The sequence below is a fragment of the Sporosarcina sp. FSL K6-3508 genome (assembly GCF_038615825.1).
Classification (GTDB): domain Bacteria; phylum Bacillota; class Bacilli; order Bacillales_A; family Planococcaceae; genus Sporosarcina; species Sporosarcina newyorkensis.
Map to the genome: position 1 here is coordinate 918,733 of NZ_CP152016.1, position 22,856 is coordinate 941,588.

Consider the following 22,856-nt stretch of genomic DNA (forward strand, 5'->3'; position numbering starts at 1 on the left):
GTCTTCTTTTTTATTTATAAGTTTGTTGCAACTTGTTTTGTATTTTCATAAATTACTTCTCCGTTTATAATAGTCATTTCAACTGAAATGTCTTTAATTTCTAACGGATCAATTGCAGTAGGGTCTCGATCAAGTACAGCAAAGTCCGCTAATTTTCCAACCTCTATACTACCTAAAAGGTCTTCTTCAAAGTTTAATCGTGCTCCATATATAGTCATTGATTTTATAGCTTCTAAGACATCTATCTTTTGGCCTTCTCCTAATACCTTACCTTCCCGTGTAATACGATTAACCGCTGCCCAGATAGAAAATAAGGGGGAAATGGCAGTGATTGGACAGTCTGAATGTAATGTATAAAGCATATCTAAATCTGAGGCATCTTTTAAGGGGTTCATGCGTTCTGCTCTTTCAGGTCCTAAAAATATTCGTTTATGACGATCCCCCCAATAGTACACATGATTGATAAAGAAAGAGGCGGCGATATCATGTTTTTTCATTTCCTGCAAGTCCTCTACAGTAGCGGTTTGTACGTGTTCAATGCGATGTCGATGGTCTATTTTCGTATTGGAATTAAGGGCGAATTTGTACGCTTCAATAATCGAGCCAATTGCCTGATCACCATTTCCGTGCGTTGTAACACGAAAACCACGCTTATGGAAATCAAGGACATAAGAATTTAAAGTATCTTGATGAAAAATTAATTCACCGTATAACTCGTCATCACAATAGTAAGGTTTACGCAATGCGCCAGTCAACCCTTGAATAGAACCGTCTTGAAATAGCTTGGCACTATCTAACTTTGCTTTCCCATTCGAGTCTTTCAAAATTCTTTCTCGTAATTCTTCAGCGTGAAATTTTTCAAATGGGCCACCTTCCAATAATAAATCATACATAATCATTAGACGCATACGCAGTTGGTTTGCACCTTCTTTTAATGCGACCATATGCAAGTCATATTCGGGCCGGCCAAATACTAAACCTACGCCTGCATCTGAACTTGTCGTGATGCCTTGTGCCAAATAGTCTTCTGACGCGAGTCCCATTAATTTAATAACTTCTTCATCTGTTGGAATCGGAGCGTGCTTATAAACTATATCCATTGCTGAAGGTTCAAATAACACTCCATTCAGGGAGTTATTTTCTTCTCTTCCAAAATGGCCGCCTTCAGGATTCTCAATTGACTCATCAACTCCCGCAAGCTTGAGTGCATAGGAGTTTGCGACTGCTAAATGATTCGAGATATGTTTTATAAATATTGGACGATTCGTACTTACTTTATCCAAATCATGACGAGTAGGATGTCTATTCTCTTTTAGCAAGGTATCATCGTACCCGTACCCAATAATCCAGCTGCCATCCGAATGTGTATTGTGATGTGTTCGAAGGTTGTTGAGAATATCCTCGATACTTTCATTTTTTGGTGAAGAACAGTCTACTTGGTTTTTATTAAGTGCATACATAAGTAAATGGTTATGAGTATCAATAAAACCAGGAATGAGCGTCTGGCCTTCTAAATCATGAACAATGAGTTTATCGTCTTTCTCAATCTCTTTTTTTATAAGATTGAACTCACTATTGGTCCATATTCCTGTGATTTTGCCATTATAGGATGCTACAACATTCGCATGATTGTTTTCCTCGTCGATCGTTAAAACGTTTGCATTTTTAAATAGTCTGTCCACTTGTATCATGGCATTCATTCTCCTCACATGTATTTAAATTTTATGAATATCAAAATTAGCGAAGGAATCGTTACTAACGAAATTATGGTTGACATAACGGTAGCAAATGCTCCAAACACCTCATCTTTAGAGTACTTTGTAAATAAAATGGATGATAGCGTTAGTGAAGGCATCATTGCCTGAATGAGCAGCACTTTATTGATCATCACATCCATCTGAATCGGTAAAATACTAATAATAGAAAGTGTAATTATCGGTAATACTACTAACTTTGAGAAAATAGGAGAAAAGATATTTACATTTGTCGTTTTTATTGCACTTTTATTTTCACTCTTAGACATAATCAATAAGCCAATATAAAACATTGCTAGGGGAGATGCTAAAGCCGCCAACTGGTTAGATAAATCAATGAAAATTTCAGGAGGCCGATAATTTATAAATGTACATAATAAGCCTACGATTATTGCGACAATTGGAATATTAATGAGCGATTTTATGTTGACTATCGAGAAGGCGTAAGAATTTTTTAATATCATGACACCTACTGTCCAAATTACGATATCCACACCTGCATCAAAAATAGCTGCATAAAGCGCTCCTTCAGGTCCAAGTATTGCAGCGCATAAAGGAATCCCGATAAAACCTGTATTCCCTAGACCGGATAAAAGAGCAATCTCTTGTCGAAGCCTACGGTTACCGGAAAATGAAGAAGCAAAAACCCATCCAATTCCAATTCCGATCGTATTAATAACAACGGAAAGGATTAAGACGATTCCTATATTTCTCAACATTGATTGGTCAATATTGACTTTAAAAATACTAGAAAGAATGATACAGGGCATAGCTACATTTACAATAAGTAGTGTATACGTTTTCTTAGTACTTTCGTTAATCGGTGTTACTCGGGCAAGTGCAACACCGATTACGATCATCATTCCAATTAGAGTTATTGAATTAAATACTGTGCTTAGTTGCATTCGAACCACATCCTAAATTCATCCAATTATCGTATGCTCATTTTATGTTCACCATTGGTGTTAGTAAGCGAACCTTACTTGCCGTCAACAAACTAACAATAATTGTTACAACAAAGTTGAAAACTAATGCAACTAGACCATTATTAATTGCAAATACACTTATGCCAGTGAATTGTAGGAACAATGCGACAGTGATTCCTGCAATAATACCTGCGCCCACTCCTTTGGCTGTTGCACTTTTGGAGAATAGAATAGCCAAAAGTCCGGGTAAGATTTGTCCGAAACCGAAATAGGCAGTATTGACAAGGTGGAGCATCAAACTTGGCATTCCAACAGTTAAAACCATCGAGATAAGTAGGTAACCAATTACTACAAATTGAGACCACTTTCTTTGTTTGTTTTCAGGGATACCTGGCATAAGGTTACGAGTAAAAATACCACCCACAACTAATGAAGTGATAGCAAGTACTAATAAGCCTGACAACGCGGCACCAGCAGCGACTATGCCGACAACCCAAGATGGTAATAATTCAATTGCCGTGGCAATAAACGCATGATTTGGATTATCGACGTTTGGAAGACCAACAAGTGCAAAGTAAGATGAAGCGATTAAGAATGGGTACATTAGCATATAAAGAGGCATAAATCTTTGTGCGCGCTTAATCGTTTTTTCTGATTTACTTGTGAATACGACCGTCACAATAAATGGTAAACAATAAAAAGCGACTGCTTGAAAAATGATTGTGGTTACGGAAAAGGTCAAATCACTAGTATTGGTAAATGATAATGATGTACCATGAGATTTAGCGGCTGAAAATAGATTATGAACGCCATCTAGGTTTCTAAATGCGGCTACACCTACAATAATAATCGCAGCAAACAATAATATATCTTTCAAGATTGAAATGATAGCAGGCGCCTTGACTCCAGATACAGATATATACAAGTAAGCAATCACGCCTGCTATAAATACAGCCAGACTAGGGGAAAGATTAAATCCCAAGGCATTTAATGCGACATTTAAGCCTTCAAATTGCAATTGTCCCCATGGTATGAGGAAGATTAAATATGAACAAGCGACGATCAATTCCAATGGTCTACTTTTAAAGTGACTTTTAAATAGATCTGGAGCTGTCATCGCATTGTATTTCTTACCTGCTCGCCAAATTAGAGGTGCTAAGAAATAACCAATTGGATAAGCTAATAAAATATAGCCAAGGAACCAAAGGCCGTAACCAACACCCTTTGCATAGATACCGCCCGGAAAGCCAATAATCGTTCCTATGCTGTAAACTTCTCCAATTGCTAAGAAGAATAAGATGAAACCATTAAATGATCGTCCCCCGACCAAGTAATCTTCCATATTTCCTTTTTTCGCTTTACTCGAAGATCGAACTGCTAAGTATAAAGAGAAAATTAAAATACCACTAAATATTACAATTGCCATCTATAATCTCCGCCCTTCTCAATCTAATTCTACTTCTTTGCTGTCAAAGAAGTGCCATGATAGTGAAATGCAAATTGAAGTCAAAATAAACCATAAAAACATCCAGAAATATAAGATTGGAAACCCTAGAACGAATTGTTCAGAATTTCTAAATGCTAAGATACCCCCAATAACACCTACAAAAGGGATTACCAATCCAATTAACACATTTAGCGCTGTCTTCAATTTCATCTTATCTCCTCCTTTTATTACAAAGTAAATTCAATTCATCATGATGTCCGTACCAGTTGTGTTTTTAGTAGTATAAGTTAAAAGAATAAAAGAGTCAATAACATTTCTGAAAATAAAAAATACATAGAATAAACTGATAAAAAATATTTTAGAATTGTTTTTTAAGGAAATTTGAGTGTAAGGAAAGCTGAAGTATGAATAGGAATACAGGCTATATACATGGTTAATTTTGAAACTGTATGCTGTTCTCCGTACACTTCAGTAATCGGTTTTCACATAATTCAACATTTGTTTAAAAAACTAAAAAGCGGGAGGAGAGTTATTCAACCCTTCAATTCATCCACTTGATCTAATTTTCATTTCAATTACGGCCATCAAACTTATAAAACCTATCATCACTAACAGGAACCGTATAATCCTGATAGATATCCTTAAAAAGCGTCTCATCAATCTATTTCCGCAGGAAGCCACTAAAATATCCCGGAAGATTATGAATGTTTATTGTCTTCGTCGCCACCATACTGATCAGCATCGTACGGCGAGTCAAATCCTCAAACATACCTTCCTTGCCCTTATGAATATCGAATTTTAGTATTTGCTCAAGTATTTGAAAGGACTCACGCGCCTTTGAGACAACTTTAGTTAACTTCAATAAATCCTTCATCTTCACGAACAAGGATATGAATAACATTTCAACAGCAGGGGATACACCTTTATATAATTTTTAATATTTAGATATTTGTTGAAAGAAGATTCATTTCCCAAAAACGATTTAGAAACCATGTCCTCATTAGGCTTGTCCGCTTTTTATCCCTGTCCAATTACCCTGGTCATTCAACGGCAAAATAACATAAATGTTTGCTCCCAAACTGCTCATCTCTGGTCTGACGTAATGGGCTCGCTCAACAGTGCAGGATTTTGTTTTTAAATTTTAGCGATTTAATACACCTTAATAAGGGTTTTCCTCACACCCTTCCTATCAAATATTTTATTAGAATAGCATTACATATTACCTAAGCCTTTAAAAACTTAAAATTATACCGATATAAGAATTTGGATTGGAATTTAGGGAGGCTAGATAATGCAGTCAATCGAGCAGTTAGTATTAAAAGATGTAATGAAGAAGAACCGAGTAATGGCGATCACGATGGGTATCTCGCTGTTTATTGCGGTTATGCAGGCTCTAGCGTTTAAAGACACTGGGACTGCGATTTTATACAGTCTCGATTTTTTAGGGGTTGTCGGTTTTTATTTCCTATTCAGTAAGTGGTTACATAAGGCGGAGTGGTATGCTTATGCGGTCATTTTCAATGTGTTTACGTTTGCATTGATCGGGAGCGTTCTGTTCGACGGTGGCATGAAAGCAGTAATCATTAGCATTTTTCTCGCCATCTTCTCTGCTGTCCAGTTGAAGTTGCAACCATTTATTTTCGGTTATGCTTATGGTTTAGTATTGCTTATCGTCAACCGTATGGTGAGTGCCGAGGAGATGGTCGGAGAATTATTCGCCTATACCTTGATCCTATACCTTCTGCTTGGGTTCATGTTCATTGCCATAATGCGATTGACGACCGGGCAATTCAGACAAGTTGCAGCTTTTACGCAAGAGTTTGCTGAAGATGCAAAAAGGAAAGAAAACGAAAAAGCTATTTTGGACAAGAATGTGACGGGAATTATCGAGAGCATTTCGGGCATGAATTTGCGCATTCAGCAAAATATGACGTCACAGAGCAATATGTCATCTGTTGTGGAAGAGATGGCGGACGGCAGCCAGTCGCAGGCTGATCAAATTTCAACCATTGCGCAAAATACGGTGTCCATGAAAGATGGCATCTCTTCTCTATTCGATTTAGCGAATGAGTTGAAAAGGGAATCGAGCGAAGCAAACGGAGTGGCAGTTGAAGGGAACATGCAAATTGATATCCTTTCAGCGGACATGATGATGTTGAAGCAGAATATTGCCGAGTTACATAAGACATATCTTTCGTTATCCAATAAGTTAAATGAAACAAATGAATTCGCCGCTCTCATCAAAGGAATCACGGAACAGACCAACTTGCTTGCGCTCAATGCGTCAATAGAAGCCGCGCGGGCCGGGGAAGCGGGCAAAGGGTTCGCGGTTGTCGCTGATGAAATCCGGAAATTGGCTGAAGTGACGAATAAGACGACGGAAAAAATCACAGCCAATTTGTCAGAACTGAACGACAGCAATCGCGATGCGTTTAAAAAGATGACGGAAAGCAGCGAGAAGATAGAACAAAATGCGCTGACGACGGAACAGGTTTCAAATCAGATTTCAAAGATTGCTTCGACACTGCAGCATTTGGATGATGAGCTGGTCCAATTCACATCCTCTTCCACTGAAATGATTGAGCAATCAACGGAAATCGAAAACTCGACGAACAACTTTGCGACAATTGTTGAAGAAAATTCAGCCAATTTACTAGAAATGAGCAAGATCATCGACAATTTGACTTCCGACAGCCGGATAGTAGCAGAGGAAATGGATAGTACTGCTCAACAGGTTACTTCTTTGCATAAAGAGGAATAATGAGTGTAAGTTGCAGGCAAAAAAGATGTCAATGGAATATTATTGTCCTATAATAAAAGTAGTTCAAGAGTTATAGGCTGAAAGGGGTAAATAATGATGGAATATAAAAATATCACAGTGGCAGGCAGTGGCGTTTTGGGAAGCCAAATCGCTTATCAAACAGCGTTTCATGGCTTTAACGTTTCCGTTTACGACATTAATGACGAGGCTTTGAATGTGGCGAAAGAGCGCATCAACAAATTGAAAGATGTTTATAAAGCGGATTTGAATGCTACAGACGCGGTTGTAGATTCGGCACTTAAACGGATTTCATTCAATAGTGATCTTGCAAAGGCTGTTGAAAATGCAGATCTTGTGATCGAAGCGATTCCTGAAGTAGTCAGCATTAAGACGGATTTCTACGAGAAACTAGGACAAGTCGCACCTGAAAAAACAGTGTTCGCAACGAACTCATCGACTTTATTGCCAAGCCAGTTTGCAGAAGCGACAGGACGCCCCGGGAAGTTTTTAGCGCTTCACTTTGCAAATGAAATTTGGAAAAATAACACGGCTGAAGTGATGAAACATCCGGGAACGGACGAATCGGTGTTTAATGAAGTGATTGAATTCGCAAAAGCGATCGGTATGGTAGCATTGCCATTGCATAAAGAGCAGCCAGGCTATATCCTTAACTCACTTTTAGTGCCGTTTTTAGATGCGGCGCAGACATTGCTCGCAAGAGAAGTTGCAGATGTCGAGACGATTGACAAGACTTGGATGATCGGGACAGGCGCTCCTTTAGGTCCGTTTGCCATTTTGGATATCGTCGGCGTAACGACTGCCTACCATATTGTATCGGCAAAAGCTCAAGCAACCGGAAACCCAGAAGCGCAAAAAGTAGCCGATTTGATGAAAGAAAATTATATCGATAAAGGAAAACTTGGTAGGGAGACAGGCGAAGGATTTTATAAATATCCCAACCCTGCTTTTGCACAACCAGATTTCTTAAAAGGATAAGATTATATGAAAGGGATGGCTTTTTAGCTGTCCTTTTTTTGTTAATTCATGTTCGAAATATCGCACTGGGCAAGAAAGAAGGGGCGTCCATCGAAATAGAAAAGTACATAAAATTTGGAGTAAATCTTATCGTCTATTACTTACAATAGGGCGAGGATCCTATGGAGGGTCCGAACCTCAAGTTCTGTTGCTACATGGATTTGACAGTACGGTATATGTGTGGTTTGAGCTTGCGAAGAGACCGTGTGGGACGGACATTTGCATCACTCAAAGGTCAGTACGAAGATGATGAACGCTGTCTAATGCAATTAGGTAAGCCTAGTCTGGGCAAAGGACAGCGTGCATATCTTTATTTTTGTCGACAATTTTTACAGACAGTTAAAGTTTGAGCAGATTCAGTTTTACTAGAATACAACAGCTTTATTCGTTTACGTCCACATAACGGGCAGTATCCACGCGCATTGGACGGCAGCCATTTTAAAGTTTTCCCCCGGTTTCTTTTCGCCATTATCATCACCCCTGTAGTAAAGATTTTACTATCTCTGTAGTAAATGATAATGCGGTAAAATGTTGACGAAGGAAAGGGACTTTGCATTAGTTCTTTGGATTCTGAATGTGTTGGTGGCAGGCCCACTATTAAAAAGACAGCACTTTTTTAACTCAAACCAATTCGTTGGCAAGTCTAATATGAAACTATTAAGAGTAATTATTTGCTTTCATAATTTATGTAAACTCAAAATTAGCAAGTGTTATTTTGTTAAGTAGTGTTCTTGTATTTAATTAGAATAATATTCAAATATAATTTAAATATTCATATATTTCATTATTGACAATTAGTTAGAAAACATCTATAGTTCTAAATATTACGCGGAATACGTATTCTCTATTGCTGTCTTTCTGGTAAAAAAATGTAGTTAAAGGAAGAGGATCGTGATGAGAGTAACAGTAATAGACATCGCAAAAAAAGCAGGTGTTTCACAATCAACTGTGTCAAAGGTTTTGAATAACTATCCTGCAATTAGTGAAAAAACTCGAGACAAAGTATTGAAGGCTATAAAAGAATTAGAATTTTATCCAGATTTAATTGCCAGAAGTTTAGTATCAAAAAAATCCAAAACGATAGGTCTCATTGTTGGTGACATATCGAATCCATTTTTTTCTGAAGTTTCTAAAGTAGTTATTACTAATGCTAGAGAACAAGAAATTGATGTAATTATATCTGACACAGATTATCGTTTGGAGAACTTGGAGTGGGCAATACGAAACATGATTGGTAGAAGAGTAGATGGCATATTGGTTGCTTCAGTTGATAGACATGATACCATCACAACAGATTTGGAGAAAAAAGGATTCCCGATTGTTCTATTTAATCGACATACAGATGATAAGGGGACGCCATATGTAGTTATAGATAATGAGCGAGGTTCATGGCTGGCAATAGATCACTTAGTAAAACTAGGGCACAGTAGAATTGCTTATATCTCGGGATCTTTAAATTTCTCTACATTTCATCAACGATATGAAGGGTATAAGAAAGCGCTTACAGACCATGACTTGATAATAGATCCTGGCCTTGTATACAGCGGAAATACAGATTCACTTGAAATTGAGAAATTCTTAAGAAAGATCTTATTTAATAAGAATCCTCCGACAAGTTTGTATGCGGCAACCGACCAACTTGCAATGATTGTCATTGACCTTTTAACGAAAATAGGATTTGATGTCCCGGCTGATTTTTCTATTGTTGGTTTTGATAATATCGATATTGCATCCAATCCGCATATAAACTTGACGACTATATCTCAAAATAAACAAAAGATGGCTGAATTGGCACTAAAAAAGCTATTAAATATTATTAATGAAGATAATGATGACTTGCCTTATCAAATTATTTTAGAGCCTGAGCTGATTTTACGATCTACAACAAGATCTATAAGGGAGAACAACTAGTTTTAGAGGGAGGTTGCATATTAGTGCTAAGCATCCAATCAATGTTTGGTTTGTCCGAAAAAGTTGCAGTAATTACCGGAGCAAGTAAAGGAATTGGAAGAGACATTTCTTTATTCCTGGCAGAGGCCGGTGCTGATGTAGCTATTATTGCTCGAAATAAACAAGAACTTTATGAGCTTTCTGAAGAAATACAAGCTAAAGGAAGGCGCGCGTTGGCTATCTCGGCTGATTTAATGGAAATATCCTCTATTCCCAATATCGTTGATCAAGTAATTAAGGAGTTTGGGCGAATCGATATTCTAATTAATAACGCTGGCATGAATATACCAAAACCTGCTCTGGAGATTACAGAACATGAATGGGATTTGGTAACGGACTTAAACGTGAAAAGTCTATTCTTTATGACAAAAGAAGTCGGCAAATATATGCAAGAACAAAAGGCAGGAAAAGTCGTAAATATTACCTCTCAAATGGCGTTTGTTGGTTACTACGATCGCGCTGCATATTGTGCAAGTAAGGGTAGCGTAACGCAGATGATGAAAGCATTAGCCATCGAATGGGCACCTTATAATATTAATGTTAACGCTGTAGCACCAACATTCATTGAAACGCCAATGACAAAAAAAATGTTTGAAGAAGATCATTTTAAAAGTGAAATATTAAGCCGAATTCCACTTGGCCGTTTAGCTAAATCAGAAGATCTTTTTGGAGCAATTTTATATCTATCATCACGATCTTCAGACATGGTTACAGGACATACATTAAAAGTAGATGGCGGATGGACCGTTTGGTAAAAATTATTTTTTTGCCATTTAGAGAATACGTATTCCGAAATTTAATAGATTAGGTGGTTGAGTGAATGATAGCTACAAATGTGACATCTATTGCGCCTGACTTCAGAATGCCGGGTAATTTTAAATTTGGTTCCGGTGCGCATAAAAACTTAGCAGAAGAATTAAAAATATACTCTCCTCAAAAAATCGCAATTGTTAGTGATAACGGAGTAGCTCATGCTGGCTTGGTAGATAAATTGAAAGATGTTTTAGGACCAATAAATGTACCTATTTATACATTTACCGATATTTCAGGAGAACCTACGTTTAAATTGGTTGAAAATGTCACTGAAAAATTGCGAAAGGAGGACTGTGATCTTGTCATTGGCATTGGTGGAGGTAGTGCATTAGATGTAGCAAAAACAGCGGCTGCGCTACTGCTGGTAGAAAATATAAAGCCTTTTTTAGATGGTTCTCAACAGATCGAAACACGTAAAACGCCTTGTATCCTCCTGCCGACCACCTCTGGTACTGGATCGGAAGTAACTATGAATGCGATATTTGGTGACGAAGAGAAAGAATTAAAAAGAGGGATTGTTAGTCCAGCTTTACTGCCCGACTTGGCAATTATCGATCCTGAATTAACACTTTCATGCCCGCCCCGCGTGTCGGCATCTTCAGGAGTAGATGCATTCACACATGCGATTGAGTCCTATATTTCTGTTAGAGCTACGCCGTTGACAAAGATTTTTGCTGAAAAAGCAATGCGACTTTTTCCGGATTATATTACTCGGGCGGTTCATAACGGATCTGATTTAGAGGCGCGAACTGGCATGGGCTGGGTAAGTGCATTGGCAGGAGTATCCCTTGCAAATGCAGGGGTGGGTGCAGTCCATGCACTTGCATATCCATTGGGTGGAAAATATCATATCGAGCATGGTGTAGCAAATGCCTTATTGATGCCATATGTGTTTGAAAAAATAGGAACAACATGTACGCAAGAAATGGTAGAGATTGCTGAATACTTGCAACTCGGGGATTATTCCCATCAGCCAGCTAAAGCATTGCAAACCGTGGTTCAATATTTATTTGAACTATTGGGAACTTTAAATCTTCCCACCAAGTTGAAAGACCTGGATATTCCTGAAGATTCATTGGCTGAACTGGCGGAAAGTGCTTCAAAAGTCGAGAGGTTGCTAGCTAATACACCGTATAAACTCTCCGAAGAAACTATAAAGCAGATCTATGTTAATGCATATTACGGAAAGGGCGGTGTCAAAGAAAGATGATTTCTAAAAAACAAATGTTTATCAATGGGGAGTGGAGACAAGGAGCAACTTCCTATGAATTGAAATCCCCATTCAGCGGAGAGGTAGTTGCCCATATACCTTTCTCTACAAAAGATGATGTTCTGGAAGCGATAGAAGCAGCTAAGAAAGCGCGAGAAAAGATGAAAGCGCTAACTGTTCTTGAAAGATCACAAATTCTTGGAAGAGTAGCTGACCTATTCGAAGAGCAACTGGAGGAATGTGCCCTTATTCTCACTCAAGAAAATGCAAAACCTTTAATAGCAGCTAGGGGAGAGATTTTGCGCACTATAGAAACGTACCGATTTGCAGCAGAAGAAGCGAAGCAATTAACAGGTGAGATGATTCCTATGGATGCAGCAAAAGGAGGAAAGGGAAAGTTGGGTTTTACGAAGCGTGAGCCGCTTGGTGTGATTGGAGCTATTACTCCGTTTAACTTTCCCTTTAATCTAGTTGCTCATAAGCTAGGACCTGCATTTGCTGCCGGGAATACAGTAGTCTTAAAGCCCGCTTCACAAACTCCCTTAAGTGCACTTAAAACAGCAGAAATCTTTGAAAGTGCAGGCTTGCCGGCAGGAGCTTTAAATGTAGTGATTGGGAGGGGCGGAGAAGTGGGGGACTTGTTAGTCACTCACCCTGATATTAAATTGATCACTTTCACAGGTAGTTTGGAAGTTGGCTTGGACATTAAAGCGAAATCAGGACTCAAAAAGACGACATTAGAGCTTGGATCCAATTCGGCGGTCATTATAGATGACGCGGAAGATATTCAAGCTATCGCTGATCGCTGTGTGGAAGGTGCTTTTACTTACGCGGGACAAGTATGCATTTCAGTACAACGAATCTATATTAAAAAAGATTTATATGAAACATTTAGCCAAGCTATGCTAAAAACTCTAGAAGGTTGGACTATCGGTAATCCAGCAGAAGAAACTACCAATATCTCAGCTTTAATTCAGGAAAAGGAGGCGGTACGGGCGGAAGAATGGATTCGAGAAGCAGTACAGGCAGGAGCAGATATTATTTTTGGTGGAAAGCGTCATGGCTCAATAGTTGAACCAACCATTTTAGTAAATACGCCGGCTCACGTATCTATTAACTGTAATGAAGCGTTTGCTCCGTTAGTGGTTATCCATACCTATGATCAGTTTGAAGAAGCCATCAGCAATGTAAATGATTCACAATATGGTCTTCAAGCAGGCGTTTACACAACATCCCTTGAAAAGGCGTTTCAGGCTATTGACAAAATTGAAGTCGGAGGCGTCATTATCAATGATATTCCTTCATTTAGAGTAGATCAAATGCCGTATGGAGGAGTAAAAAATAGTGGAACGGGGCGTGAAGGCATTAAGTATGCGATGGAAGAGATGACTGAATTAAAATTAGCTGTTTTTAATCTATAAACTTATTATTCAGTAGGATTTATGTTGAAAATAAAAAAATGTGAGGGAGAGTTTTTAATGACAAACCAATCTAAAGAAAAAAAGGTAATTACAAATGAAGAGATGGAAAACAATTGGATAGTGAGATTTGATGAATTAAGACCTAAAGGTATTCCGCTAATGTTTATTGATAGTATCATTCCGGGACATCAACGCATCAACTACACTTTAGTTGGTGACACAGCAAGTGAGAATGATAACTTCACACCAGAAATTACAGAACCACATGGCTTTCAAATAGGTATGGTGAAAGCACCTAAAGGAAATGGGCCCGCTTACCACACGCACGATTATATCGAATCTTTCTTACCGCTAACAGGAAAATGGCGATTTTACTGGGGAAATAGTCCAGATGAAATAGAAGGAGAAACAATTATCGAACAGTGGGATTACATTTCTTTACCACCTGGATTGTGGAGAGGGTTTGAGAATATTAGTGAAGAAGATGCTTGGTTATTCGCAGTCCTAGAACAACACGAGGTATTTGAAGGGAAAGACCCATATTGGTCGCCAAAAATTATTAAAGAAGCGGCAAAGCATGGCTTTCACGCAGATGAATTAGGAAAGATGATAAAGCCGGATAACTTTAACGAACTGGAGAAGGAGATTGCCGATAAATTGAAAATGGGAGAAAAATAATGGTAGAAAAGATTCCGTTACTATTACTTCCAGGTACATTATGCGATGACAGGCTATGGCAGTTTCAAATCCAGGGGTTAGAAGACGAAGTAAACATAACAGTTGGCGAACTTTCAAAACATGATTCTATAGAGGCTTTGGCGGATGAGATACTGTCAAAAATGCCCGATAAATTTGCTGTTGCTGGTCTTTCGTTTGGTGGGATGGTCGCACTTGAAATTGTGCGTAAGGCTCCTGAAAGGGTGTTGAAACTAGCTCTACTTGATACAAACCCATTTCCTCCAAAAGAAGAGCAAATCTCCAATTGGAACAGCTTTCTAGACATGATTCAAACCCAACGATTTGGTGAAATTGTGAAGGATTATCTGCTGCCGGTTTTAATACATCCTGATAAACAATCTAACGATGAATTAGTGGAAACCATTTTTAAAATGGCAGATACAATGGGAGAAGAAGGCTATATTAATCAGCTCAGAGCATTGAAAAAAAGGGTAGATCAAACTACTGTTCTACCCTTCATCACATGCCCCACTCTAGTTATCGTTGGAAGACAGGACATTGTGTGTCCAATAGAATTGTCAAAATATATGGCGGATACAATCCCAAATGCCAGTTTGAAAATAGTAGAGGATTCAGGTCATCTAACAACAATGGAGCAACCTGAGGTTGTATATGAACTCTTAAAGGAATGGATTACAAAACCGAAAGTAGAGTTCTAGGGTACTAAGTGGATTGAAAGAGTCAAAGCATAATCAGTTTTTGGAATAATAAATGTGTTTTCATTTAAAGCGATGTAATCTATTGCGACAATAATATGGTTACAGGAGGAAAATAGATGGCAGAACTTAGCTTGAATAATATTTATAAAATTTATGATGGAAACGTGACTGCGGTTGAAGACTTTAATTTACAAATCGAGGATAAAGAATTCATCGTATTTGTAGGTCCTTCAGGTTGCGGTAAGTCAACAACACTACGAATGATTGCTGGCCTTGAAGAAATATCTAAAGGTGATTTTTATATTGATGATAAACGTGTTAATGACGTAGATCCCAAAAATCGTGATATTGCGATGGTTTTTCAGAACTATGCGTTGTACCCCCATATGACTGTTTATGACAATATGGCATTTGCTTTGAAACTTCGAAAGGTTCCGAAGACAGAGATTGATAAACGAGTGGAAAATGCCGCTAATATTCTAGGGTTAACGGATTATTTAAAACGTAAACCAAAGGCTTTATCTGGCGGACAACGCCAACGTGTTGCCTTAGGCCGTGCAATTGTTCGAGATGCAAAAGTATTTTTAATGGACGAGCCACTTTCCAACTTGGATGCAAAATTACGTATGCAAATGCGAGCGGAAATTATTAAACTACACCAACGTCTGCAAACAACTACGATTTATGTAACACATGATCAGACGGAGGCATTAACAATGGCCACTAGAATAGTTGTTATGAAAGATGGAAAAATCATGCAGATTGGAACTCCTAAGGAGGTTTATGAGAATCCAGAAAATGTATTCGTAGCGGGATTTATCGGCTCACCTCCAATGAATTTTTTTCAAGGAGAACTGAACAATGGAACATTGCAGATAGGCTCCATTTCATTGGATATACCTGAAGATAAAATGAGTTACTTACGCAAAGCAGGGTATGAAGGGAAATCTGTCCTAATGGGTGTTCGTCCGGAAGATATATACCATGTACCCTCTTCAACAGCAATCCCACAAAAAAACACATTTGATGCAAATATATCTGTTTCAGAATTATTGGGCTCAGAAATAATTGTTTACTCTGATTTGGAGGGTCAAGAATTTATTGCTCGTCTTGATTCTGAGTTGAATATTAAATCTGGAAATTTAATGACAATGACTTTTGATATGAGTAAAGTACACTTCTTCGATGTAATAACAGAAGGTCGCATTTTGCTCCCCAAAAAAGAATTGGCATTACAGGGGTAATTAGACGTCAGTAAAGGAGTTGTGTAAATGGGGATGTCATTAAAGGAAAAAATAAGTAGTGGTGAAAATACAATTGGTATATTTGTTGGAATTTATTCACCTGCTATTGTTGAAATGTGTGGTCATGCTAATTTCGATTTTATTGTAATCGATGATGAGCACGGGGCATTTAGCTATAGCGAACTAGAGAACATGATCAGAACTGCCGAACTAGTGAATTTGGTACCCATCGTGCGTGTTTCGTATGATGATTCCAGTATTCAGAAGGCATTGGATAGAGGAGCTAAAGGTCTCCATATTCCAATGGTTAATACAAAAGAAGATGCTCTTCAGGTTATTCAAAGAGCAAAATATCCTCCTATAGGAAATAGAGGTGCAGCCTATTCACATCGCGCAGCAAGATACGGAAAAGATGTTGGCGAAAATTTTTTAGATTCTTCCAATGAACAACTTTTAATAAGTGTACACATAGAAACCCCAGAAGCTGTTAGAAATTTTGAAGAGATAATGAGTGTGGAAGGAATAGATTTAGCTTTTCTAGGAACCACTGATTTATCAGTTAGCATGGGTTACCGAGACGGGATTCATCACAAAGAAGTAAAAGATGCAATCTCCCAAGTATATGAAAAAGCAAAAAAAATTAATGTGCCAATAGGGACAGTAGCGAATAGTGTGGATGCAGCAAATCAAGCATTTGAGGATGGCGCGGTTTATGTTGTTTCAGTTGGTACGACACTAATTTCCAATACACTATTGAATTTCGTCCACTCGACGATAAATTCGGAAATATGAAGGAGATCAGGGATGATTAGTTCGATAGATAACCTGATAGTGGGATATCAAGAGAGGAAGTTTTCTCCGACTGAAATTACAGAATGGTATTTGAAGAGAATTAAAAAATTAAATCCTCAACTTAATGCGTTCATTACAATTACTGAGGATACAGCTCGTCAACAAGCCAAATCAGCAGAAGATAAAATGACTTCCGATATAGTGAAAGAGCTGCTAGGTGTACCGATTTCATTTAAGGATTCAATTGACACGAAAGGGATCTTAACTTCCAATGGCTCCCATCTTGATGCGGAAAGGTATCCAAAAGAGGATGCTGAAATAGTTAAATTGCTAGAGCGAGAGGAAACTGTGTTACTTGGTAAAACCAATATGTATGAATACGGAGCAGGGATAACTTCGGAAAATACAAATTTCGGTGATATTGTAAATCCATTAAATCCCAAAAAGACTGCAGGTGGATCTAGTGGCGGTTCAGCTGTAGCTGTCGCTTCGAATTTATGTTTAGGATCGGTTGGAACGGATGCTTCAGGTTCGATTCGTGTACCTGCTGCCTGTTGCGGAGTAGTAGGGATAAAACCAACATATGACCTAATAAGTACAAGGGGAACAACTCATTTATCTTGGACTTTGGATCACACTGGTGTAATTGCAAATAGCGTAAAGGACACTGCTATTATGTTGCAGGCCGTCACGAGAAACGTTTATGTTCAAGACAATTCGTTTAAGTTAACAGGTGTAAAGATTGGTATCCCTACACATTATTTTAATGAAAATAGTGAAATAGAAGTCAGAAAAGCTTATGAAAAAACAATTCATCAAATTCGAAAGCTTGGTGCGCAGATTGTAGAAGTAGACACTTCTTTTTTAAGTGATGTAGTGAAAGTCTCTAGAACGATTGGGACTTCCGAGATGGGTGTTGTGCATATGGAGAGAATTGCTGAAAATCCTCAATTATATAGCAAAGAATTACAACAAACATTTAAAAGAAGTAAAGGGATTTCAGCAATGGATTATATTGGTGCCTTACAAAAAAGAGAGGAATGGAAGCAGAAAGTTTCCCAGATCTTTTCGATCGTAGATGTAATGATGACACCAGTAATGCCTATCATGCCACCGGGTGTGGAGATGAATGAGAAAGCCTTTGGAAATGAAACATTAGGAGATTGCATGGTTCGTTATACAAATGTTTTTAATTTAACTGGACATCCAGCTCTATCTCTTCCCACCGATACTATCGTCCATAGCATACCAATTAGCGTACAATTAGTTGCTGGACATCACCAAGAAGTAAACTTGTTCCGTGTCGGTCGTGCCTACGAACAATATATTTTGGCTTAAATTTATACAATGACTAACAAAAAAATTGTAGGAAACTCCTATAAATAGTAGCGATTGTCGGAAAAATAATAAATTTTTTTAGTGCCTTTAAACCTTTCTAATAGAAAACTGAAAAGGGGTATGTTGGATGAAAAAGCCTGTAAAGTTTTTAAAAGTATTGCTTATTTCCACATTAGCACTTTTATTAATGGTGGCTGGGTGTAGTGATTCAAATTCCACCCAAGGATCTACTGATGATGATTTGGAAGGAAAGACTGTAAAAGTACTTTTGTCAGCGGGTGATATAGGTCAGTTTAACTCTTGGAAAGAAAGAAGTAAAAAGTTTACGGAAGATACAGGTATAAAAATAGAATTTATTGAAACACCTTACGAGAATCTATTAGAAAATATAACGTCAGACGGTATTGCCAACAGTGGTGCATATGATCTTGTTGTATTCCTAGATTCTATGGGATCTTCCATTAGTCAGTTCTTAGAACCACTGGATGAGTACGCGGCAAAAGACGACTATAACCTTGATAGGTTTCCTTCCTCTATCCTAGACTTATCTACTTTCGACGATAAAGTATATAGCCTCCCAGTTAGGGCACATGTTCAGATGATGTTTTATCGTCAAGACATTTTTGATCAGCTCAATCTAGAAGTACCGACAACTTGGGAAGAATTTGAAAGTACAACTAAGAAAATTTCCGATGAAACTAATCTGGATGGGGTTGTACCTTATTACGGGGCTGGTAATAATGGCCAAAATATACCTATGTGGACTAGTTACTTATGGAGTAATAATGGTGATATTTTTGATGAAGACTATAAACCGATTTTCAATAATGCAGAAGGTATAGAAGCGACACAACGTTATATTGATCTTCTTGTCAAGGATAAAGTTGCGCCAAAAGGTTCAGTTACGTTTGGAGAGCAAGATTCCAGAACGTATTTCAAACAAGGCAAAGCAGCAATTTGGCTTGGCTGGTGGTGGGTCTATTCTGAGTTTAATGATGAGGAAGCATCAAATCCCGAAGTGGCTGGAAACGTGAATTTCGCCCCTGTTCCGGGCTGGGAAGATAAATCGATTTCTTCGAACGTGAGTACATTCCCGCTTGCTATGATGAAGGGATCTAAGAATAAAGAAGCAGCCTGGGAAGTACTAAAATGGATTTCTGAGCCAGAAGAGGAGCTTGATATTGTGTTGAAAACATGGAAAGAAGAAATTCCTTCAAAAGAGTTTTCAACAGTAATCACTCAAACAGAAAACTTGAAAAATGAAGAATTAAATGGCTTGACAAACGATTTTTACTCTGTAGCTGCAGATGGATTTGAGAATGCTAAAACTTTGCCGCATATTCAAGAATGGCCACAAGTAGCAGATATTATTAGTTCTGCAATTTCTAAAATGGCAACCGGAAAGCCTGTAGAGTCCACCTTAAATGACGCTGCTGAACAAGTAGAAAAATTACTAGATAACGCAGGCTATTATAATAAGTAAAACAATCGAAAAACTACCACGCTTAGTTTTGGCGTGGTAGCACTAAAGATAAATCAACGAAGAACAACATACTTGATATGTAGGGGGGAAACGATATTGAAAAGTAGGTTATTTAAATACACCTTGTTAGCCCCAGCATTAATCTTGATTGCGGTTACAACGTTTTATCCCTTAATGCGCTCTTTTTGGATTAGCCTTCATGATTGGGATCTAAAGAAGTCAGCCGATATGGGTGATTTTGTTGGCTTTCAGAATTACACGCGTGCATTTTCAGATTTCCAGTTTTGGCATAGCGTAGGTGTAACATTTATATTTGCAGGAAGCACAGTTGTTTTGACCTTAGTCTTAAGCATAATGGTAGCGCTTTTATTAAGTAAGGATAAAAAATATCTATCTTATATCAGGGCAGTGTTAATAATCCCGTTTGCCATGAGTCCAGCGTTAATTGGTTACTCATGGAGATTTATGCTTAATTCCGACTATGGATTGTTTGACAAGATCATTGGTTTTTTAATACCTCCATTGTCAGATGTTGTTTGGTTGGGGACAAATACAACTTCCATGATGGCACTCATATCTGTTGTTGTATGGATATGGCTACCATTTATGAGTCTAATGTTTATTAGTGGTTTAATTGGTATGCCTGCCGAAGTATTTGAAGCAGCAAAAGTTGATGGTGCAACACCTTTGCAAATTATATTTAAGATTACGTTACCTATGTTGAAACCTATTATTTTAATCGCGTCAATCCTAATGACTATGTTTACGCTGAAAGCATTCGATCCAGTTGTGACTTTAACACACGGTGGACCGGGAAATTCAACAGAAGTATTGAACTACTTCATTTATAAAACAGGATTTCGTTATTTTGATATGGGTTATTCCGCTGCAGTCGGCTATATCCTTGCATTCATCACCATCATATTTGTCATTGTTTACATGAGAAAATTGGTGAAGGGAGATGATTGGAATTGATAGCAAATATAATAGCTCATATTAAGGCACCATCTCATGAAAAGAGACGGACATCTTCATTGAAATTAACTTCTATATTGGAAGTCTTGAGTGTACTACTTGTAATAATATTTTTGTTTCTTCCAATTGTTTGGATTTTTATAACGGCATTTAAACCGGAAGCAGCAACTTATACTACGAGTATAATTTTTAAAGCGACTTTGGATAATTTTAAAGCTGTATTCGGCTCAGGTTTTAATTTTGGAAAATACTATTCAAATAGTTTAATAGTAGCGCTAGTTACCTTATTGATAACAATTCCAGTCAGTATACTTGCATCATATAGCTTATCCCGTTTTCAAATGAAGGGGAAACAAATTTTTATGTTTGCTATTTTAGCAACACAGTTTATCCCATTAATAGTAAATGTCATTCCTTTTTTCTTGATGTTTAGAGACTGGGGACTGCTTGATACAACAATCGCTCTGATTATTGTCAATCTTGGCCACACGATTCCATATGCAATTTGGTTAACAAAAGGATTTATCGATAGAATCCCTATTGATATTGAGGAAGCCGCATCAATCGATGGGGCAAGCCGTCTACAAATACTTTGGCATGTGTTATTACCACTTGCTATGCCAGGGATTATTACAGCAACCGTTTTTTGTTTCGTCATAACGTGGAATGAATTTATGTTTGCACTTGTGTTAACACAGCAAGAGGCAGTTACATTACCTGTCGCCCTTTCCTTCTTCACAGGTGAAAAAGGAGTGTTATGGAACCAAATGGCTGCAGCGGGCATCGTATTCGTATTACCTACTGTTATATTTATGTTGCTAGTACGTAAACAATTCATTCTTGGTATGACTTCAGGTGGGGTAAAGTAACCATCAAATAAAAAATAGAAAACAAGAAGATAAAAAATATAAACAAAAGAGGACGGATAATATGGCGGATGAAAAAAGAGAAAACACAAGAGTTGCAGTAAAAGAAAGAAATACAGAATTAAAATTAAATACATTAAATAAAGATCAATCAAACTTTATTTATTATGCCGATAGTGCAGATGTTAACATGATTGATTCTAACGACGATTACGACTATATCAATATTGCAGAATCCCAACAACGAAAGCAAGAAATGAAAGGATTTAATCCTGAATACAATAATATCGTTGACTATATTGTAAAAATCACCAGACAGATTTGGAAAGAGAAGGATATTGGGCTGATCTATGATACGTACAGCACTGGCGTTGCAGTGCATAAAGGTCTAGTAAATACCCATGGTGTCAATGAAGTTATCTCTGGTACGTTGCAAACGTTACATGCATTCCCGGATCGAAAAGGATTGGGGTGGAATGTAATTTGGTCGGGTGATGATGAAAATGGCTTTTTCACATCTCATAGAGGACGCTCAGCCGCTACAAATTTAGGGGACAGTTTATATGGTCCTGCCACAGGAAAGAAAGTAATATTTAGGACGAGTGCGGATTGTCTAATCAAAAATAATAAAATTTATGAAGAATGGTTAGTTATGGATACGTATCATCTAGTTCAACAATTAGGATTGGATCCGGTTGAAGTGGCTAAAAAATTGGCTATGTCTACGCGTAAACTGGTGCCGACTATTCAATTGGGTTTACCCGAGACAGCGGAAACAGGGTTGCCGCCGAAGCTTTATAAACCATCCTCTGATGAGTTTGAAATTGGAGAGTTTATGCAGCTTGTCTTTAATCGAATTTGGATGAGACGTTCTTTTAATTACGTTAAAGAGTATTATGAAGAAAATGCAGTCGTACATTTTGTTTGTAATAGAGATATTGTTGGAGTAAATGAAATTCAAGGAATGTTCATTAGTTTATTTGCTTCTGTTCCAAATGGAAAGGTAATTATTGAACGGATTACTTGTAATAAAAGAGAAACAGAAAATGATTGGGATGTAGCTGTTCGTTGGAGAATCCAAGGTGTCCATGAAGGTACTGGATATTTCGGTTCGCCAAGTGGCAAAGGGATTGATATTTCTGGAATAAGCCATTATAAAGTGCGAAATAAAAAAATTGTAGATGAATGTTTACTTTTTGATGGAATCGAAGTTTTGCGTCAAATTTATACTCCTAGCGATCATGAACTAGATGAAGAGGGTCAAGCATTATTTAATGGTATTGAAGACGGGAATTTTCCAGGAGTCTCTTAATAACTCCAAGGAATAACACAAATCTAAAAAATGATGGCCAGTAATAAACTCGAAACATAGAGAGAAGTTAATTTATCTCATGAAATGCTTTTATTTTTCACTGATTTCAAATACAAAGATACATTTTATGGA

General features: G+C 37.7%; 20 protein-coding genes. 15 read left to right on the forward strand and 5 right to left on the reverse strand.

Annotation, left to right across the window (positions count from 1 at the left end; genetic code table 11):
• Positions 1 to 14 precede the first annotated feature (14 nt).
• The 5 genes from MKX97_RS04195 to MKX97_RS04215 all read right to left on the reverse strand — a co-directional run bounded on the left by MKX97_RS04195 (position 15) and on the right by MKX97_RS04215 (position 4,989).
• Entirely contained in the window at positions 15 to 1,691 is a 1,677-nt protein-coding gene (locus MKX97_RS04195) for an amidohydrolase (RefSeq protein WP_342537042.1), read from the reverse strand.
• Between the two features lie 14 nt (positions 1,692 to 1,705).
• A complete protein-coding gene (locus MKX97_RS04200; RefSeq protein ID WP_342537043.1) occupies positions 1,706 to 2,659 on the reverse strand; it encodes an AEC family transporter in 954 nt (317 codons plus the stop codon).
• 37 nt (positions 2,660 to 2,696) lie between these two features.
• On the reverse strand, positions 2,697 to 4,106 hold the full coding sequence (locus MKX97_RS04205) for a sodium:solute symporter family protein (RefSeq protein ID WP_342537044.1): 1,410 nt from the start codon (positions 4,104 to 4,106) through the stop codon (positions 2,697 to 2,699).
• 18 nt (positions 4,107 to 4,124) lie between these two features.
• Positions 4,125 to 4,337, reverse strand: coding sequence for a DUF3311 domain-containing protein (locus MKX97_RS04210; protein ID WP_078817292.1), 213 nt, complete (start codon positions 4,335 to 4,337; stop codon positions 4,125 to 4,127).
• 451 nt (positions 4,338 to 4,788) lie between these two features.
• Positions 4,789 to 4,989 carry a hypothetical protein gene (locus tag MKX97_RS04215; protein WP_139365958.1) on the reverse strand — a complete coding sequence of 67 codons (201 nt, stop codon included), beginning with the start codon at positions 4,987 to 4,989 and terminating at the stop codon, positions 4,789 to 4,791.
• Positions 4,990 to 5,418: 429 nt separating this feature from the next.
• Here MKX97_RS04215 and MKX97_RS04220 point away from each other — a divergent pair, with 429 nt between their 5' ends.
• From MKX97_RS04220 to MKX97_RS04290, 15 genes are all read left to right on the forward strand, one after another.
• The gene (locus tag MKX97_RS04220) at positions 5,419 to 6,888 is read left to right on the forward strand and encodes a methyl-accepting chemotaxis protein (RefSeq protein WP_342537045.1); all 1,470 of its coding nucleotides are present in this window, start codon (positions 5,419 to 5,421) and stop codon (positions 6,886 to 6,888) included.
• 96 nt (positions 6,889 to 6,984) lie between these two features.
• Positions 6,985 to 7,884: a 3-hydroxyacyl-CoA dehydrogenase gene (locus MKX97_RS04225; RefSeq protein ID WP_342537479.1), complete on the forward strand. Its 900-nt coding sequence runs from the start codon at positions 6,985 to 6,987 to the stop codon at positions 7,882 to 7,884.
• 933 nt (positions 7,885 to 8,817) lie between these two features.
• Entirely contained in the window at positions 8,818 to 9,834 is a 1,017-nt protein-coding gene (locus MKX97_RS04230; protein WP_342537046.1) for a LacI family DNA-binding transcriptional regulator, read from the forward strand.
• A 23-nt stretch (positions 9,835 to 9,857) separates the two neighbouring features.
• The gene (locus MKX97_RS04235) at positions 9,858 to 10,628 is read left to right on the forward strand and encodes a glucose 1-dehydrogenase (protein WP_342537047.1); all 771 of its coding nucleotides are present in this window, start codon (positions 9,858 to 9,860) and stop codon (positions 10,626 to 10,628) included.
• A 65-nt stretch (positions 10,629 to 10,693) separates the two neighbouring features.
• A complete protein-coding gene (locus MKX97_RS04240; protein ID WP_342537049.1) occupies positions 10,694 to 11,896 on the forward strand; it encodes an iron-containing alcohol dehydrogenase in 1,203 nt (400 codons plus the stop codon).
• The gene (locus MKX97_RS04245; protein ID WP_342537050.1) at positions 11,893 to 13,317 is read left to right on the forward strand and encodes an aldehyde dehydrogenase family protein; all 1,425 of its coding nucleotides are present in this window, start codon (positions 11,893 to 11,895) and stop codon (positions 13,315 to 13,317) included. Before MKX97_RS04240 ends, MKX97_RS04245 begins: the two co-directional genes overlap by 4 nt.
• A gap of 21 nt (positions 13,318 to 13,338) precedes the next feature.
• The gene (locus MKX97_RS04250; protein ID WP_342537051.1) at positions 13,339 to 13,995 is read left to right on the forward strand and encodes a cupin domain-containing protein; all 657 of its coding nucleotides are present in this window, start codon (positions 13,339 to 13,341) and stop codon (positions 13,993 to 13,995) included.
• Positions 13,995 to 14,714 (forward strand): alpha/beta hydrolase, encoded by a 720-nt coding sequence (locus tag MKX97_RS04255; RefSeq protein WP_342537052.1) that lies wholly within the window; start codon positions 13,995 to 13,997, stop codon positions 14,712 to 14,714. Before MKX97_RS04250 ends, MKX97_RS04255 begins: the two co-directional genes overlap by 1 nt.
• Positions 14,715 to 14,830: 116 nt before the next feature.
• Entirely contained in the window at positions 14,831 to 15,958 is a 1,128-nt protein-coding gene (gene ugpC / locus MKX97_RS04260; protein ID WP_342537053.1) for a sn-glycerol-3-phosphate ABC transporter ATP-binding protein UgpC, read from the forward strand.
• A gap of 27 nt (positions 15,959 to 15,985) precedes the next feature.
• Positions 15,986 to 16,750 (forward strand): aldolase/citrate lyase family protein, encoded by a 765-nt coding sequence (locus MKX97_RS04265; protein WP_340758411.1) that lies wholly within the window; start codon positions 15,986 to 15,988, stop codon positions 16,748 to 16,750.
• Between the two features lie 12 nt (positions 16,751 to 16,762).
• On the forward strand, positions 16,763 to 18,088 hold the full coding sequence (locus MKX97_RS04270; protein WP_342537054.1) for an amidase: 1,326 nt from the start codon (positions 16,763 to 16,765) through the stop codon (positions 18,086 to 18,088).
• A gap of 127 nt (positions 18,089 to 18,215) precedes the next feature.
• Positions 18,216 to 19,571 (forward strand): sugar ABC transporter substrate-binding protein, encoded by a 1,356-nt coding sequence (locus MKX97_RS04275; RefSeq protein ID WP_342537055.1) that lies wholly within the window; start codon positions 18,216 to 18,218, stop codon positions 19,569 to 19,571.
• A gap of 96 nt (positions 19,572 to 19,667) precedes the next feature.
• A complete protein-coding gene (locus tag MKX97_RS04280) occupies positions 19,668 to 20,546 on the forward strand; it encodes a sugar ABC transporter permease (protein ID WP_340758414.1) in 879 nt (292 codons plus the stop codon).
• Entirely contained in the window at positions 20,543 to 21,415 is an 873-nt protein-coding gene (locus tag MKX97_RS04285; RefSeq protein ID WP_342537056.1) for a carbohydrate ABC transporter permease, read from the forward strand. The genes MKX97_RS04280 and MKX97_RS04285 overlap by 4 nt, the downstream gene beginning before the upstream one ends.
• Before the next feature lie 61 nt (positions 21,416 to 21,476).
• Complete coding sequence (locus MKX97_RS04290) at positions 21,477 to 22,724, forward strand: ester cyclase (protein WP_342537057.1); 1,248 nt, start codon at positions 21,477 to 21,479, stop codon at positions 22,722 to 22,724.
• Positions 22,725 to 22,856: the final 132 nt, after the last annotated feature.

Excerpts from the sequence above, each read along its gene's own strand:
- MKX97_RS04230 (WP_342537046.1), top strand. The coding sequence starts at position 8,818 with ATGAGAGTAACAGTAATAGACATCGCAAAAAAAGCAGGTGTTTCACAA.
- ugpC (WP_342537053.1), top strand. The coding sequence starts at position 14,831 with ATGGCAGAACTTAGCTTGAATAATATTTATAAAATTTATGATGGAAAC.
- MKX97_RS04225 (WP_342537479.1), top strand. The coding sequence starts at position 6,985 with ATGGAATATAAAAATATCACAGTGGCAGGCAGTGGCGTTTTGGGAAGC.
- MKX97_RS04275 (WP_342537055.1), top strand. The coding sequence starts at position 18,216 with ATGAAAAAGCCTGTAAAGTTTTTAAAAGTATTGCTTATTTCCACATTA.
- MKX97_RS04245 (WP_342537050.1), top strand. The coding sequence starts at position 11,893 with ATGATTTCTAAAAAACAAATGTTTATCAATGGGGAGTGGAGACAAGGA.
- MKX97_RS04195 (WP_342537042.1), bottom strand. The coding sequence starts at position 1,691 with ATGATACAAGTGGACAGACTATTTAAAAATGCAAACGTTTTAACGATC.
- MKX97_RS04265 (WP_340758411.1), top strand. The coding sequence starts at position 15,986 with ATGGGGATGTCATTAAAGGAAAAAATAAGTAGTGGTGAAAATACAATT.
- MKX97_RS04200 (WP_342537043.1), bottom strand. The coding sequence starts at position 2,659 with ATGCAACTAAGCACAGTATTTAATTCAATAACTCTAATTGGAATGATG.
- MKX97_RS04210 (WP_078817292.1), bottom strand. The coding sequence starts at position 4,337 with ATGAAATTGAAGACAGCGCTAAATGTGTTAATTGGATTGGTAATCCCT.
- MKX97_RS04205 (WP_342537044.1), bottom strand. The coding sequence starts at position 4,106 with ATGGCAATTGTAATATTTAGTGGTATTTTAATTTTCTCTTTATACTTA.
- MKX97_RS04240 (WP_342537049.1), top strand. The coding sequence starts at position 10,694 with ATGATAGCTACAAATGTGACATCTATTGCGCCTGACTTCAGAATGCCG.
- MKX97_RS04250 (WP_342537051.1), top strand. The coding sequence starts at position 13,339 with ATGTTGAAAATAAAAAAATGTGAGGGAGAGTTTTTAATGACAAACCAA.
- MKX97_RS04255 (WP_342537052.1), top strand. The coding sequence starts at position 13,995 with ATGGTAGAAAAGATTCCGTTACTATTACTTCCAGGTACATTATGCGAT.
- MKX97_RS04290 (WP_342537057.1), top strand. The coding sequence starts at position 21,477 with ATGGCGGATGAAAAAAGAGAAAACACAAGAGTTGCAGTAAAAGAAAGA.
- MKX97_RS04220 (WP_342537045.1), top strand. The coding sequence starts at position 5,419 with ATGCAGTCAATCGAGCAGTTAGTATTAAAAGATGTAATGAAGAAGAAC.
- MKX97_RS04270 (WP_342537054.1), top strand. The coding sequence starts at position 16,763 with ATGATTAGTTCGATAGATAACCTGATAGTGGGATATCAAGAGAGGAAG.